We start from the raw sequence: 15,331 nt of genomic DNA, 5'->3' as shown, positions 1-15,331 counted from the left end.
TCGGAGATTGAGTAAGAAAAGGCAGCTGGAATAAACCAACTGCCTTTTTTCATTCAAAAAATCGTAATGCTATCATTGCTTTTGCAGGATCAAGGTTACATTTACATCATCCGTCTTTTCGAGGATACCCGGAATTTGTGCCATAACAGCCTTGAAATTATCAGGTAATTTTCCCAAAATCAAACCGGACAAATCTTCATCGGTCAGCAAAGCAAACAGTTTTCCCAATACGTCATATCCGAGAGTGACTTGCGCCGTTCCGTTCGAAACGCTGTAACTCAAAGGAACACCGTCTGAAAGGTAAGGAGCGATCAACTTAATCGCCTCCAGGAATTTCAGGATTTCACTGCTACCTATATCCGCTTTAGACTTGTTAGCCTCCACTGTTGCCAGGATCTGGGCAATATTTAATTGCACATACAATTTATTATTTTTGATGTAATACTGTGCCAGGTTAAGCGGGGAAGACTGCCAGTCGGATGCTCCTTTTTTCATATAACGGGCAGTAATGTTTCCGTCTTCTCCGTATGAAATGCTTTCAAGTACTTGATGCAGCATAGGGCCTGCAAACAGTCCAATCATAGGTGCAGCCATCGATACAGGAATCGGGCCGGAGATTCCGGAAATACCTAAACCACTCAGGTCGATCGTTGCGTCGCCTGCCGACCAGACAAGGTTCAATGGCTGTGCCGCCAGGTTCCAGTTACCAGTCAGGTCATTCTTCGGCATGGTTACGTTCAGGGAGAGGACCAGCTTGTCTTTTTCCACGCTGCCGGTGTATTTTACTTCACGCCCGTTGCCTGAATCTGTTCCTTCAAACGTATATTTCTCTCCGGATAGAGTCAGGGGGACATTCGATATCGTCGTAGTAATTTCTCCCGGAATTACGCCGGGAACCAGATTAGGAATTAATGCGGATTTCGATCCGCCATTGATAAGTCCGCTAATGACACTCATGTCAAAAGTACCTTTCATCGTGAGTGTAGCCGTCTTACCGTCTTTTGTCTCAAAAGAAATTTCCTTGCCCAACAAAGCGACATCGCTATACTTCAAATCTAGATTTTCACCGGAGTAAGTGGCATTTACTTCCAAGCCATTCGGATCTTTCGAATCATCATCATCGCTACAAGCGGTAAACATATTTAACGTACAAAGCACGGTAAACAAATACAAAAAACTTTTCTTCATAACTCTCTTTTCTTTATTATAAGTTGCACAAAGATAAATGATTTGCTTGTTAGAAGAGGTGTGTTTGATTTAAAATTATCAATCATCTATGCCAATAGAAATAGCTGAACTATAATATTCTCCCCATAAGAGTGGGTGTTTTTCCCCATTGCAATGGGGATTATTCCCCACTATTAGGGGGAAAATTCCCCACATAAATAAAAAAGGTGGGGAATTTCTAAAGGAGAACTTGCCTCGGCTAATAACCTTCCTTTCATTTGTTCTAAAAAAGAAATGCAGAAGACTCAAATATTGTCAGAGTTGAACTATTTTCTTTAATGGGGTTTTACCCCATGCCGCAGGCTCTATTTTGCCGTCAGTTTCAACTGACGGATAGATAAATCTTCCGGTTTTACCGGATTCCTCTGCGGGTTTTAACCCCTTTTCCCTTTCCTGGGTGTTATTATAATGAAAGGGGATAAATCCCACAGAGGAAGAGGCTTTGCCTCCTGTATTTAGAACCGTTGGTTGAAACCAACGGCAAAAGAGAGCCTGCGGCACGAGGCGAGCCTCGTTTAATAAACCTTCTTAAAACCCAAAAAGCGCCGACAATAAATATTGCCAACGCTTTCCGAAAACTTAATCTATATACTAATTACTCTACCACCAACATCTTATCATTGACAGCCATCTTGTCGCCAGCCGTTATATAAACCTCTTTCACCACCCCGTCTATCGGGCTGCGTATCTCGTTTTCCATCTTCATGGCAACCAGGACGCAGAGAGGGGTTCCGGCTTTTACTTCGTCGCCGGGTTTTACATTTACTTTCAGGATTACTCCCGGCATCTGGGCCGTGATGACCTGGCGGCCGACAGCTACCGACTGGATACGCGACAGGCGCATCTTCTTCAGTTCGTCGATCACCTGTACCTGGAAGTAGTCGCCTTTGTTCTTTACTTCGTACATGTCGTCACGGATATTGGTGATCTGTACGCCATGCGATTTATGATTCAGGATAATGGAGTGGATACTGTCGCCACCTACATTATAATCGACATCATATATCTTTCCGTTTACGGAAACTTTCTTTACCGGGCCGTCTTCCAGTATCTCCACTTTAAATTCGGTGTCCGGCATATCATTTACTGTTGCAAAATAAGTTGCTAATGCTTTCGGCATAATCTTGTCCTCCCCTTTTTAATAGTTATTGGCAGTCATCTGCAATTTACCGTAATATTTCCATAAGGATTCACCGACCAGCGGAACTGTTGTCATACGGGCGGCAGCCTCTTTCTCCTGTTCAAAATGTTTGATCGCTGCGGCGATAACGGCAACCAGCGGGTCATTATTCTGACGACGTTTCAAATCTTCCTTATCAAACTTGGTGTCGATAAAGGTCGTATCGTAATTTCCTTTCAGGAACGTTTCGTTGTGCAACACACGCTGATGGAACGGGATAGTCGTTTTAATCCCCAGTATCTTGTATTCACGAAGGGCACGGGCCATATTGGAGATGGCCGATTCGCGATTACGTCCCCAGGTGCACAGCTTGGCGATCATCGGGTCGTAATGCAGGGAGACTTCAAATCCGGCATAGGCAGCACTGTCCAGGCGGACATTACGTCCTTCGGGAGCTTCGCGCACTTTGATGATGCCGGGGGAAGGCATGAAATTGTTTTCCGGGTCTTCGGCATAAATACGGCATTCGATGGCGGCACCGCGAAACTCTACATCTTCCTGTTTGTAGGGCAACGGATTTCCGGCGGCAACCAGTATCATATCACGTACCAGGTCGACACCCGTAACCTCTTCCGTCACCGGATGCTCCACTTGTAGGCGGGTGTTCATTTCCAGGAAATAGAAGTTCTGATCTTTATCCATCATAAACTCCAATGTCCCGGCACTGTAATAACCGATCTTTTTACAGGCTTCGACTGCCACGGTAAGCATCTTTCTGCGGGTTTCTTCCTTCACGAAAGGCGACGGAGATTCTTCGATCACTTTCTGATTTCGGCGTTGGATGGAACATTCGCGTTCATATAAATGAATCACATTTCCATACTTATCGCCTAAAACCTGTACTTCGATATGGTGCGGATTCTCAATATATTTCTCGATATAAATGGCATCGTTTCCGAACGAATTGCCGGCTTCGGAACGTGACAGGCGGAAGGCTTCTTCCAGCCCTTCTTCGTCACGAACCAGACGCATTCCCTTACCGCCTCCTCCGGCTAACGCCTTCAGCATAATCGGGTAGCCGACCTCTTTGGCGACCTTACGCACTTCGTCGATATTGTTAACCGGTTCTTCCGTCCCGGGAACAACCGGCACACCGGCTGCTTTCATGATCTTACGGGCTTCCGTCTTGATTCCCATTTTGGCTATCACATCGGCACTCGGACCGATAAAGATGATACCTTCTTCTTCGCAGCGACGGGCAAAATCGGCATTCTCCGAAAGGAAACCGTAACCCGGATGGATAGCTGCACCCGTTTTTTGGGCAATCGCCAGAATCGCATCGGGTTTGAGGTAAGAAGTATCTGATTCATCTTCAGAGATACAATAGGCTTCTTCGGCATACCGAACATGCAAGGCTCCCCGGTCTACATGGGTGTAAATCGCAACGGTGGGTATATTCATTACGCGGCAGGTACGAAAGATTCGCATCGCAATTTCGCCGCGGTTGGCTACTAGTACTTTCTTAATCATAATCGTTCGCGTATTAAAGTGGTAAATTGGAATGTTTCTTCGGCGGGTTGGACTGCCGTTTGTTGGCAAGCAACTCGAAGCTGCGGATCAGGCGGGCACGGGTTCCCGACGGTTCGATGATTTCGTCTACATACCCCAGTTCGGCTGCCCGGTATGGGTTGGCGAACTTTTCACGGTAATCGTCCTGTAGTTCCTTACGTTTCTTTTCCACATCTTCCGCTTTTTTCAGTTCTTTACGGAAAAGGATATTTACAGCGCCATCCGGTCCCATAACGGCAATCTCGGCAGTCGGGTAAGCGAAATTGATATCACCGCGGATATGTTTGGAACTCATCACATCATAGGCACCGCCATAGGCTTTACGGGTAATGACCGTTACTTTCGGCACTGTCGCTTCGCAATAAGCATAGAGCAATTTGGCCCCATGGCGGATAATGCCTTCATATTCCTGATTGACGCCCGGAAGGAATCCCGGAACATCCACAAAGGTCAGCAGCGGTATATTGAACGCATCACAGAAACGAACGAAACGGGCAGCTTTTACCGAAGCATTAATATCCAGTGTTCCTGCCAGAGCTGCCGGCTGGTTGGCTACCACACCGATCGTTTTTCCATTCAACCGGATATATCCGATCACAATATTTTTGGCATATTCTTCCTGCACTTCAAAGAAGTTATGATCGTCGGCCACCGATTCGATCAGTTCCTTCATATCATAGGGCTGATTCGGATTGGTCGGGATCAGATTATTGAGTTGTTCGTCAATGCGGTTGGCACTATCCGTCGTAGGAATGAAAGGCGGTTCCTCCATATTATTGCTGGGGAGGAATGACATGAGTTCACGTATCTTCAGGATACAATCCATATCATTATCGCCGGTGAAATGAGCCACGCCTGAACGGGTGCTATGTACTTCCGAACCTCCCAGGTCCTGCATGGAGACTTCCTCCTGGGTGACACTCTTTACCACTTCCGGCCCGGTAATAAACATATAACTGGAATCTTTCACCATAAAAATAAAATCGGTCAACGCCGGTGAATAGACTGCTCCTCCGGCACACGGTCCCATAATGGCACTGATCTGCGGGATTACCCCCGAAGCCATTGAATTGCGTAAAAAGATTTCGGCATATCCCGCCAACGAACGGACACCTTCCTGGATACGTGCTCCTCCGGAATCATTCAGTCCGATAACAGGCGCACCGAGTTGCATCGCCATATCCATGATTTTACAAATTTTCCGGGCATACGTCTCTGAAAGGGCGCCTCCGAAAACGGTAAAATCCTGGGCAAATACAAATACGGTACGTTTACCGATTAAACCATATCCCGTTACAACCCCATCTCCTAACGGGCGTTGTTTTTCGAGACCAAACTCTGTACACCGATGAGTTACAAACTTGTCGACTTCTACAAAGCTACCTTTCTCAAGGAGTAATTCGATTCGCTCGCGGGCTGTTAACTTGCCTGCTGCATGTTGTTTCGCGATACGGTCTTCGCCGCCTCCCAGCTCTGCCTGATGGTTCAGAGCCGCCAATTGTTCAATTTTCTCTTTCATGGCGATGTCGGTTTTTATTGATTGATGAACTTTAATTCACTTGCAAATCTGTCTTTTGCAAAAATAAGATGAACAGACGGCTTAAACTGTGTGATAAATTACACCGTGAAAACACTCCGTGTCTTAATTCCCTTACAATGTAAACATTTGAAACCACGAAACAGTTACGGAATTTGATCGAATTTATCAATGAAAGTATTGATGAAATTTATCCAAGCCGCTTTTAATGCATAAAAAAACTCCCAACGGCACCCTGTATGCCATTGGGAGGTCTGAAATAAAGTAAAACAACAATCTTTCTAACAGGATTTACCTGTCATAATATCTAATACCAATTTATCTGTTTCTTCCATTCCGCGGGAACCTATCGCCGTCAGGTTCGAGATCGACTTGTCCACATCTTCGTCGATAATACCTTCTACCGGAGTCACCACCTTATTCTCCATGGCCATCAAGGCTGAGATCATGGCAGTAGAGACACCGCTCGACACCTTCAATGCGCAACTCGGTTTTGCCCCGTCGCAGATCATTCCGGTAATATTTCCGATCATATTCTTGATTGCATACGATATTTGCATCTTGCTTCCTCCCATCAGGTAAGTGATGCCGCAACTGGAACCCGTGGCAGCCACAACGCATCCGCATAATGCAGAGAGACGTCCCAGGCTCTGCTTGATATAAATAACCATCAGATGGCTGAGCATCAGGGCACGTATCAACTGCTCTTCCGTACATTTAATATCTTCCGCAAACGAAAGGACCGGCAACGTCGCCGCAATTCCCTGGTTGCCGCTGCCGGAGTTACTCATAACCGGGATCATCGCCCCGTCCATACGGGCATCGCAGGCGGCAGCTGTCATCACCAACATGTGGGTATAGGCAGAGTCGCCCATATATTTCTTGCCGTATTCGCCGGAAACAGTTTTGCTGACGGTATGCCCATAGTGTCCCTGTATGGAAGCCTGGGCGGCTTTCTTATTCAGATCTGCCGTTTCAAGGATAAAACGGATATCATCCAGCGGCATTTCCATCGCAAACTCATATACGGTAGAGAAAGAGAGTTTCAATTCATCTCCGCCGCATGGCTTATCGTCCGTTGCATCCGACTGACGCAGATCGGTCAATACTTCCCCGTTTTTCTCTACATATATAATATGTGTATGTTCATGGCAAATAATAACCCGGGAAGTCTGGTCGCCTGCCGTGCAGATCACTTCGATATATAACTTGTCGACATTTTCCTTCAGGGCAATATGGATGATCTTTTCGTCTATCATGGCTTTTCCGGCCTGTAATGCTTCCGGCGTGATGTCACGCAGCACTTCCAGTTCGTACGAAGATTTACCGATCAGTGTTCCGAGAGCGATCGCGATAGGCAATCCCACCATCCCTGTTCCGGGTATCCCCACTCCCATTGCATTCTTCAGGATATTGGCACTAAGTAATACGTCTATCTTTTCCGGACGTTCGCCCAATACCTCGGCAGCTTTCGCGGCAGCCAAAGCCACAGCAACCGGTTCCGTACAGCCAATAGCGGGGATTACCTCCTGATGGATCAGTGATATGATTTGTGATTTTGTTATATTATCCATGACAGCGATGTTTTATGCGTTAGATTATTCATGTTTCCGGCAAAGGTAATGATTTCTAATTTATGTTATATGTTTTGCTAAATTAAGAATGAAAATAATATCTTCGCACCGCCTAACTCACAGGGTGATAAAGGCTACTAAAGGCTTCTTCAGCATAGAATATCCGGAATTATGGATTCCATTGGTTCTTTGCTTCACCTGCCTGCTTTGTCTGTTCACCGGACGAGTCTTGTACGTGGTCACCGGCAAGCTCCGGCAGAAATGGACAGGCCGGGATACCGACAAGCCGCAACCACTCCCGGTCCGGTGGGGAAACGGCAAATGGAAACAGGTGACGGATACGGCAGTCGGCCTATGTATGAGTTCGTTTATCATAACCGGATTGCTCTCCATGTCGCCTATCCCGAAATGGCTGGGCGATACTCATACGGCAGCAGAACAGGACCGGCTGCATCCGCCTCTCCTACTGGATAATTTTAGTATGGAACCTTACCTGCTTTTGCAACCGGATGCTTACGGGACATCTGCTAATGACGGGGAGAAGATCTGTATGCTAAAGTTGTGCTCCTATCTGAATAAACCGCTGGTAGAGATTATACGTCAAAAGGGGAATAATGCCGTGCAATCTGAATATATTTATGCTGCGAATAACGTTCCGCAACGTTTTATTGTCACACGCCCCGACATCGTGCATTCGCTGCAAAAATTATACGGGCCGAAAATACCGTTGTTACGCATATCGAAGCTGAAAGAATATGATGAATATTATCGGCCTGAGTCCGAATCGAAAACATTACCCTTGCCGGTATACAAAGTGGAGGTCGACAACAAAACGCAGGACCTTTATTATTTCCCGTCCTCTGCCCCGACTTATTATCACTATAATTCGAACACGAAACTGAGGAAAAAGATATCAGATTTTGCCACGTATTGAATTATAAGTAATTTTGGCTTCGTTTTCTAATCATAACACAAAGAATGAATCAGATATACGAAGAACGGCTGGGAACAGACCGTATGCTACCTCTTATCTTCCGGATGGCACTGCCTGCGATAGTTGCCCAAATGGTAAACCTGCTCTACAATATTGTAGACCGTATTTATATCGGGCATATTCCGGGAATAGGCACACCGGCACTTGCCGGCATCGGGGTAGCCGGTTCGATTATTATCCTGATTTCCGCATTTTCATCCATTGTTGCAGGCGGAGGTGCTCCGCTTGCAGCAATTGCCCTCGGACAGGGAAACCGGCAGCAGGCCGGAAAGATACTGGGGAACGGCTTTATACTATTGCTGATCTTTACCGTGCTGACTTCCACCCTCGCCTATATTTTCATGAAGCCGATCCTGCTGTTCACCGGAGCCTCGGAACAAACACTCGGATACGCCACCGATTATCTTTCTATCTATCTGATCAGTACGTTATTTGTCGAAATATCGGTAGGCTTGAATACCTTCATCAATACGCAAGGACGTCCGGGTATTGCCATGTGGTCGGTAATGATCGGCGCCTTCCTCAATATCATGCTCGACCCGCTTTTCATTTTTGGTTTCAACATGGGAGTAAAAGGAGCGGCATTAGCCACGATTATTTCACAGGCCGGCAGCGCCATCTGGGTGTTGTCTTTTCTGACTTCTTCCCGCGCCTCCCTTCGGCTCGAAAAGCAGTATATGAAACCGGACAGGAAAGTGATCGGGGCGACTCTGGCTTTAGGCATATCGCCTTTTATCATGGCCAGTACGGAAAGCCTGGTAGGTTTTGTGCTGAACGGTATGCTAAAGACATTCGGCGATATTTACGTGAGCGCGTTGACCGTTATGCAAAGTTCGATGCTTTTTGTCAGTGTCCCGTTGACAGGCTTCGCCCTGGGGTTCGTACCTATTGTCAGCTATAATTACGGGCATGGGAATAAAGAAAGGGTAAAAGAATGTTTCAGGATCGTAGTGACTTTCATGTTCCTGTTCAATTTTGTCCTGATGTTGCTGATGATTCTGTTTCCATCCGTCATCGCTTCGGCTTTCACTTCGGATGAAGAGCTAATACAAACTGTGAAGCAGGTTATGCCTGTATTCCTGGCTGGTATGACCATTTTCGGCTTGCAGCGTGCCTGCCAGAATATGTTCGTTGCCCTGGGCCAGGCTAAGATTTCCATCTTTATCGCATTACTCCGCAAAGTAATCCTGCTTGTTCCGTTAGCCTTGATCTTACCGCATTTTATGGGAATGATAGGCGTCTATGCGGCAGAAGGCATTTCCGATGCAGCGGCGGCTATCTGCTGTACGATCATTTTCTTTATACAATTTCCGAAGATACTGAACAGGATGACCGGTGTATGATAAATTTCACTCTTTACCCAACGTTTCAACGGTAAATGTTTCCGCCTCCGTGCCATTGCCGCGTCCCTCTTCCAGACGTACACTGAAAACGACTGTGCCTGTTTGTAATTCGGGAGAAGCATGTACTGTGACTTCATAAGTGATGGGAGTATCATGGGCAACCCGGGCAATCCGAACAGGTTCGGATAGTTCCAGGTTTTCTCCTTCTTCCAGTTTGACTACCGGAAGTACATTCAATGCATCCTGAAAACTGTTATTCACGATTACAAAAGAGATACGACAGGTTTCTCCCGCATCGATCTTTTGATTATAGGTGATGCTATCTTCATCCAGAAGAATATCCTCTATCTGCAAGTCCGGAAGAAGGACGTGAGACGACGGTGTATATTTTGGACTTCTCCTTACAATATGCGTTTCCTCTTCCGTACTGGCTGCAATCGAAGCACCGGCAACGCCACCCACAGCCGTTCCTATAAACGCACCTATTTCAGCACCATTCTCATCATTGATCGCCTCTCCGATCAATCCACCGAAAAGCCACCCGATAAAAGAGCCGACCTGTGCGCCAAAACCGACCCGGTCTTCACTACTCATATTCCTCATAGAGCCGCAACCCGGCAGAAGCAATAAAGAGAGCATTATGGATAGAATCACATTTCTCATATAAAAATCCTTCAGTTTGACTTTATGACATCGGAAAGAGCAAAAACCCCCATTCAATTCCATTTTTTTATGTAAGTTTGCGGCCAGTTAAACAAAGAATAATGATCAATCAATTCCAGACACCATCCGCAGATCTGCAACGCCAATATGATCTTCTCCAAATGGAGTATGAATATGAGAAAGAGACGTACAGGCAACAAGCCGAACGGGTGGGCATTCACAGGAAAATACAACAGGGACTTTGCTGGTATCCTGTGATTCCGGGAAAAAGTTATTATAATTCGCTCAATCAGCTCGTCATTGAAATAGAACGCAGGGACGATAAGGAGATCGAACATAATTTTGAGTACGGACGTCCGGTTTGTTTCTTTACGACAAACGGAACCGGCAGTCCGCGTTATCTGAATTTCTCCGGCATCATCAGCTATGTACAGGACGACCGGATGGTCGTCGTCCTTCCGACACCTTCCGCTTTATTCGACCTGCAAAACGTTAACAGTGAACTGGGTGTTCAACTCTACTTCGACGAGACAAGCTATAAAACGATGTTCAATGCACTATCCGGTGTAATGAAAGCAAAAAATAACCAGCTTGCCCATCTGCGTGATGTGTTGCTGGGGAAGACACCGACCAGCCGGAGAAACCTGTTCCCGATACGTTTCCCGTGGTTAAACACAACCCAGGAGGAGGCGGTCAACCATGTGCTGTCGGCTAAAGAAGTATCTATCGTACATGGCCCTCCCGGAACCGGGAAAACAACGACACTGGTCGAAGCGATCTACGAAACGCTGCACAGGGAAAACCAGGTAATGGTCTGCGCCCAAAGCAATACGGCTGTCGACTGGATATCGGAAAAACTGGTAGACCGGGGTATCAACGTGCTCCGTATCGGCAACCCGACACGGGTGAATGACAAAATGCTTTCATTTACGTATGAACGGCGCTTCGAGTCGCATCCCGACTACTCCGAACTTTGGGGAATCCGCAAAGCAATCCGGGAGATACAATCCTCTTTCCGTAAGAAAAGTCACAGCGAAAAGGACACGGCCCGTAACCGTCTTTCCCGCCTGCGCTTCCGTGCCACCGAACTGGAGGTGCAGATAGACGCCGACCTGTTCAGCGAAGCCCGCGTCATAGCATGTACGCTGGTGGGTTCTGCCAACCGGGTGCTGACCAACCATAATTTTACCACCCTCTTTATCGATGAGGCAGCACAGGCACTGGAAGCTGCCTGTTGGATTGCCATCAGCAAAGCGGACAGGGTGATTCTGGCAGGCGACCATCACCAACTTCCTCCTACTATTAAATGTATAGAAGCTACCCGCGGCGGACTGGACCGTACTTTGATGCAGAAAGTAGCAGCCGGCAAACCTGAGACTGTCTCCCTGCTTAAAGTACAATACCGGATGCATGAAGATATCATGCGTTTCTCGTCCCGCTGGTTTTACCAGGATGAGTTGCAGGCTGCGCCGGAAGTAAAGTACCGCGGTATCCTCGCCTACGACACACCTGTCGTGTGGTTCGATACGGCAGATTGTGATTTTGAGGAAGATCAATTATCCGAAAGCCAGAGCCGGATCAATAAAAAAGAGGCGGAACTGCTGGTGGAGCAACTGCAAGCCTATATCGAAAAGATCAGTAAAGAACGCGTACTGGACGAAAGCATCGACTTCGGACTGATCTCTCCCTACAAATCACAGGTGCAATATATTCGTGGCCTGATCAAACGGAATGCTTTTTTCAAGCCTTTCCGCAAACTGATTACCGTCCATACCGTAGACGGTTTCCAGGGCCAGGAGCGCGATGTGATCATGATCAGCCTGGTACGTGCCAATGACCAGGGAAATATCGGTTTCCTGAACGACCTGCGCCGCATGAACGTTGCCATCACCCGTGCCCGAATGAAACTGATCATACTGGGCGATGCCTCCACGTTGACAAAACATACTTTTTATCGGGAATTATACAAATACATCACAGCCAACGGCCATGTGATCCCATTAAAACCCGCAACAGAAACAGACGATTCTATTCACCGGAAATAAAATAAAGATGAACTATAAACTACTGGTCCTCGATCTGGACGGAACACTGACAAACAGTAAAAAAGAGATCACGCCTTTCACCCGGGAGGTATTAATAAAAGCCCAGCAACAAGGTCTCCATCTGGTTCTGGCCTCCGGACGCCCTACTTACGGTATCGTTCCACTGGCAGAAACGCTGGATATGAAAGAGTACGGAGGTTTCATCCTCTCTTTTAACGGAGGAAAAGTGATCGAAGTGAAAACCGGAAAGGTCTTTTACGAACAGGCCCTGCCACCAGACGTCATGCCCCTGATCTATCAACGTTCGTATGAAGCCGGACTGACAATCCTGTCTTACAACGGCAAATACATCCTGACCGAAAACGCAGCTGACAAATATGTTCAATATGAATCATTTCTTACCAAAATGAAGATAAAGGAAACCGACGACTTCCTGCACAATCTACGGCTCCCAGCCGACAAATGCCTGATAGTCGGAGAACCGGAAGACCTGGTTCCGCTGGAAGAAAAACTGCGTCAGGAACTGGGTCTTCGCCTCAATGTCTATCGTTCGGAACCGTTTTACCTGGAAGTCGTACCCAAAGGGATCGACAAAGCCGCTTCGCTGGAACGCCTATTGGAACGTGTGCAGATAAAAAGAGAGGAAGTTATCGCCATCGGTGACGGCTACAATGACCTTTCCATGATCAAATTTGCCGGACTCGGCGTTGCTATGGCAAATGCACAGCCTCCCGTAAAATCAAATGCAGATCGGATCACTGCATTTACGAATGATGAGGATGGCGTTGCACATTTCATTCATGACTTACTCAATAGTAATACCCACCAAAATATACATGAAATAGGTTAAAAAGATACTAACGAGATGGTCTTTATTTTTATTGGATGCGTTTATAAACCAGGATTTTTATGTAGATTTGTAATCTAAACAAAAAAACAGCAAGCCATGAAGTACAAATTATTGGTTTTAGACGTAGACGGGACATTGCTCAACAGTGAAAAAGCAATTACTGCCCGTACCCAGGCTGCTTTACTGAAAGTTCAGCAAATGGGAATACACATTGTATTGGCATCCGGCAGACCGACTAACGGGGTTATGCCGCTCGCAAAGGCTCTGGAACTGGATCATTACGGTGGTTTCATACTCTCATATAACGGTGGCCAGATCATCAACGTACAAACGGGTGAGCTGCTCTTCGAGAAACGTATCAACCCGGAGATGCTGCCTTATCTGGATAAGAAAGCGAAGAAGAACGACTTTGCCATTTTCACGTATCATAAAGACTATATCCTGACAGATAAACCCGACAACAAACATGTGCAGGAAGAAGCTGCGCTAAACAATATGCGTGTGATCGGTGTTGATAATTTTCCGGAGGCTGTCGACTTCAGTCCTTGCAAGTGTGTGCTGGCAAGCGACAATGAAGAAGAACTGGTCGGACTGGAAAATCACTGGAAGAAACGGCTGGACGGTGTATTGGACGTATTCCGTTCGGAAGATTTTTATCTGGAAGTGGTTCCCCAATTCATCAACAAAGGAAACACATTAGGCGTATTGATGGAAAAGCTGAAAATTACGACCGAAGAAGTCGTAGCGATCGGCGATGGTATTGCTGATGTCCCCATGTTACAGCTTGCCGGAACCAGCGTAGCGATGGGCAACGCCCGTGATTCGGTTAAGGTCTGTACGGATTTCACCACACTGACCAACGATCAGGATGGTGTGGCAATAGCCGTAGAAACCGCTATCCTTGCGGCCATCAAACCGACAGAAGTTCCTTTAGACCAGCTAAATATACGGGCTAAACATGCACTGATGGGTAACCTGGGTATTCAATATACTTATGCATCCGAAGACCGTGTGGAAGCGACAATGCCGGTCGACGAACGTACACGCCAGCCTTTCGGCATATTGCATGGCGGAGCGACTTTGGCATTGGCTGAAACAGTTGCGGGATTAGGCTCTATGATACTGGCTAAGCCGGACGAGATTGTAGTCGGAATGCAAGTGAGCGGCAGCCATATGTCGTCGGCCCATGAAGGCGATACGGTACGTGCCGTCGGGACAATTATTCACAAGGGACGTTCTTCACACGTATGGAATGTAGATGTGTTTACCTCTACTGATAAGTTGGTATCATCCATACGTGTCGTAAATAGTATATTAAAAAAGAAATGATAGACTCACTGATCAGGCAGGGCCGGAGTTTTGCAATCTATCGTATTCCGGGAGAAGAAGAACCCCGGTTCGTGATGCAAGCCTCCGGTTCTGCCCGTCTTTTATATAACATCGAGGACCTGAATGAACAACAGGGCTTCGTCATCGCTCCGTTCCGGGTCAGCCGGGAATGTCCCATCGTGCTGATTCGGCGCGATTATAGCGAATTGCCGGATAACAGTCAACCGGATTACATCCGAATGGATTTGGAGTTTCATCCGAATGGAACAGAAAACCCATCCGAACGGAAGACAAAAGACAACTATACACATTGTTTCGATTCCTTTATCAAGCCTTTGCAGGAGAGACAGCTGGACAAACTGGTACTTTCGCGCAGTCTGACACTCGACAGGGAATCCGGCTTTTCGCCTGCAAAGGCTTTTTATAAGGCCTGCAAACAGTATATCCGTTCTTATGTTTACCTCTGCCATACACCGGAAACGGGCATCTGGCTGGGAGGAACCCCAGAAATTATCCTCTCGGGAGAAAAGGGCGAATGGCATACGGTTGCGCTGGCAGGAACACAGCCTTTACAGAACGGCGAACTGCCGACTTATTGGGATGAGAAAAACAAAAGGGAACAACAACTAGTCTCCAATTATATCCACGACCAGCTAAGTTCACTGGGTATCGAATCGACGATGGAAGGTCCCTATTCGGCACGTGCCGGGGCTTTATGTCATCTGAAAAGTGATTTCAGGTTCCGGCTGGACAGTAACGATAAGCTGGGTAGTTTGTTGAAACTGCTACACCCTACCCCTGCCGTTTGTGGATTACCCAAAGATGACGCCTACCGTTTTATCCTGGAAAATGAAGGTTACGACCGCCGTTACTATTCCGGTTTTATAGGTTGGTTGAACCCGAAAGGCAGAACCGACCTGTATGTAAATCTGCGCTGCATGAATATCAATAAGAAGACACAGACACTCTATGCCGGAGGAGGATTGCTCTCCTCTTCAGAGTTAAGCGACGAATGGCAGGAAACGGAAGACAAACTGCAAACGATGCGGGCCTTATTATGATAGACAGGCGTTTTGCGTT

The 15,331-nt window shown here is 46.9% G+C and carries 12 protein-coding genes; 6 read left to right on the top strand and 6 right to left on the bottom strand.

Going from position 1 to position 15,331, the window contains the following annotated elements; translation table 11 throughout:
* Positions 1–72: 72 nt before the first annotated feature.
* The 5 genes from HMPREF1535_RS17960 to HMPREF1535_RS17935 form a co-directional block, all read right to left on the bottom strand.
* Entirely contained in the window at positions 73–1,188 is a 1,116-nt protein-coding gene (locus tag HMPREF1535_RS17960) for a DUF4925 domain-containing protein (RefSeq protein ID WP_046147050.1), read from the bottom strand.
* A gap of 634 nt (positions 1,189–1,822) precedes the next feature.
* On the bottom strand, positions 1,823–2,347 hold the full coding sequence (locus tag HMPREF1535_RS17950) for an acyl-CoA carboxylase biotin carboxyl carrier protein subunit (protein ID WP_007656521.1): 525 nt from the start codon (positions 2,345–2,347) through the stop codon (positions 1,823–1,825).
* An 18-nt stretch (positions 2,348–2,365) separates the two neighbouring features.
* Complete coding sequence (gene accC / locus HMPREF1535_RS17945) at positions 2,366–3,877, bottom strand: acetyl-CoA carboxylase biotin carboxylase subunit (protein WP_046147048.1); 1,512 nt, start codon at positions 3,875–3,877, stop codon at positions 2,366–2,368.
* Between the two features lie 13 nt (positions 3,878–3,890).
* Positions 3,891–5,435, bottom strand: coding sequence for an acyl-CoA carboxylase subunit beta (locus HMPREF1535_RS17940; RefSeq protein ID WP_007656513.1), 1,545 nt, complete (start codon positions 5,433–5,435; stop codon positions 3,891–3,893).
* 299 nt (positions 5,436–5,734) lie between these two features.
* Complete coding sequence (locus HMPREF1535_RS17935) at positions 5,735–7,027, bottom strand: L-cysteine desulfidase family protein (protein ID WP_007656511.1); 1,293 nt, start codon at positions 7,025–7,027, stop codon at positions 5,735–5,737.
* Between the two features lie 88 nt (positions 7,028–7,115).
* On the opposite strand from HMPREF1535_RS17935, the gene HMPREF1535_RS17930 reads away from it, so the two are divergent.
* Both HMPREF1535_RS17930 and HMPREF1535_RS17925 read left to right on the top strand, forming a co-directional pair.
* The gene (locus HMPREF1535_RS17930) at positions 7,116–7,961 is read left to right on the top strand and encodes a hypothetical protein (RefSeq protein WP_046147047.1); all 846 of its coding nucleotides are present in this window, start codon (positions 7,116–7,118) and stop codon (positions 7,959–7,961) included.
* 44 nt (positions 7,962–8,005) lie between these two features.
* Positions 8,006–9,364 carry an MATE family efflux transporter gene (locus HMPREF1535_RS17925; RefSeq protein ID WP_046147046.1) on the top strand — a complete coding sequence of 453 codons (1,359 nt, stop codon included), beginning with the start codon at positions 8,006–8,008 and terminating at the stop codon, positions 9,362–9,364.
* A gap of 6 nt (positions 9,365–9,370) precedes the next feature.
* On the opposite strand, the gene HMPREF1535_RS17920 is transcribed toward HMPREF1535_RS17925, so the two are convergent.
* Entirely contained in the window at positions 9,371–10,027 is a 657-nt protein-coding gene (locus tag HMPREF1535_RS17920; RefSeq protein ID WP_046147613.1) for a hypothetical protein, read from the bottom strand.
* 101 nt (positions 10,028–10,128) lie between these two features.
* Here HMPREF1535_RS17920 and HMPREF1535_RS17915 point away from each other — a divergent pair, with 101 nt between their 5' ends.
* The 4 genes from HMPREF1535_RS17915 to HMPREF1535_RS17900 all read left to right on the top strand — a co-directional run bounded on the left by HMPREF1535_RS17915 (position 10,129) and on the right by HMPREF1535_RS17900 (position 15,312).
* A complete protein-coding gene (locus HMPREF1535_RS17915; protein ID WP_046147045.1) occupies positions 10,129–12,072 on the top strand; it encodes an AAA domain-containing protein in 1,944 nt (647 codons plus the stop codon).
* Positions 12,073–12,079: 7 nt separating this feature from the next.
* Positions 12,080–12,922: a Cof-type HAD-IIB family hydrolase gene (locus tag HMPREF1535_RS17910; protein ID WP_046147044.1), complete on the top strand. Its 843-nt coding sequence runs from the start codon at positions 12,080–12,082 to the stop codon at positions 12,920–12,922.
* A 96-nt stretch (positions 12,923–13,018) separates the two neighbouring features.
* The gene (locus HMPREF1535_RS17905) at positions 13,019–14,251 is read left to right on the top strand and encodes a Cof-type HAD-IIB family hydrolase (protein WP_046147043.1); all 1,233 of its coding nucleotides are present in this window, start codon (positions 13,019–13,021) and stop codon (positions 14,249–14,251) included.
* Positions 14,248–15,312: an isochorismate synthase gene (locus tag HMPREF1535_RS17900; RefSeq protein WP_007656347.1), complete on the top strand. Its 1,065-nt coding sequence runs from the start codon at positions 14,248–14,250 to the stop codon at positions 15,310–15,312. Before HMPREF1535_RS17905 ends, HMPREF1535_RS17900 begins: the two co-directional genes overlap by 4 nt.
* Positions 15,313–15,331: the final 19 nt, after the last annotated feature.

The sequence above is a fragment of the Parabacteroides goldsteinii DSM 19448 = WAL 12034 genome (assembly GCF_000969835.1).
Lineage (GTDB): Bacteria > Bacteroidota > Bacteroidia > Bacteroidales > Tannerellaceae > Parabacteroides > Parabacteroides goldsteinii.
Note: the sequence above shows the minus strand (reverse complement) of the source record. Positions and strands in the feature narration are given on the sequence as shown.

Excerpts from the sequence above, each read along its gene's own strand:
- HMPREF1535_RS17960 (WP_046147050.1), bottom strand. The coding sequence starts at position 1,188 with ATGAAGAAAAGTTTTTTGTATTTGTTTACCGTGCTTTGTACGTTAAAT.
- HMPREF1535_RS17950 (WP_007656521.1), bottom strand. The coding sequence starts at position 2,347 with ATGCCGAAAGCATTAGCAACTTATTTTGCAACAGTAAATGATATGCCG.
- accC (WP_046147048.1), bottom strand. The coding sequence starts at position 3,877 with ATGATTAAGAAAGTACTAGTAGCCAACCGCGGCGAAATTGCGATGCGA.
- HMPREF1535_RS17940 (WP_007656513.1), bottom strand. The coding sequence starts at position 5,435 with ATGAAAGAGAAAATTGAACAATTGGCGGCTCTGAACCATCAGGCAGAG.
- HMPREF1535_RS17935 (WP_007656511.1), bottom strand. The coding sequence starts at position 7,027 with ATGGATAATATAACAAAATCACAAATCATATCACTGATCCATCAGGAG.
- HMPREF1535_RS17930 (WP_046147047.1), top strand. The coding sequence starts at position 7,116 with ATGAAAATAATATCTTCGCACCGCCTAACTCACAGGGTGATAAAGGCT.
- HMPREF1535_RS17925 (WP_046147046.1), top strand. The coding sequence starts at position 8,006 with ATGAATCAGATATACGAAGAACGGCTGGGAACAGACCGTATGCTACCT.
- HMPREF1535_RS17920 (WP_046147613.1), bottom strand. The coding sequence starts at position 10,027 with ATGAGAAATGTGATTCTATCCATAATGCTCTCTTTATTGCTTCTGCCG.
- HMPREF1535_RS17915 (WP_046147045.1), top strand. The coding sequence starts at position 10,129 with ATGATCAATCAATTCCAGACACCATCCGCAGATCTGCAACGCCAATAT.
- HMPREF1535_RS17910 (WP_046147044.1), top strand. The coding sequence starts at position 12,080 with ATGAACTATAAACTACTGGTCCTCGATCTGGACGGAACACTGACAAAC.
- HMPREF1535_RS17905 (WP_046147043.1), top strand. The coding sequence starts at position 13,019 with ATGAAGTACAAATTATTGGTTTTAGACGTAGACGGGACATTGCTCAAC.
- HMPREF1535_RS17900 (WP_007656347.1), top strand. The coding sequence starts at position 14,248 with ATGATAGACTCACTGATCAGGCAGGGCCGGAGTTTTGCAATCTATCGT.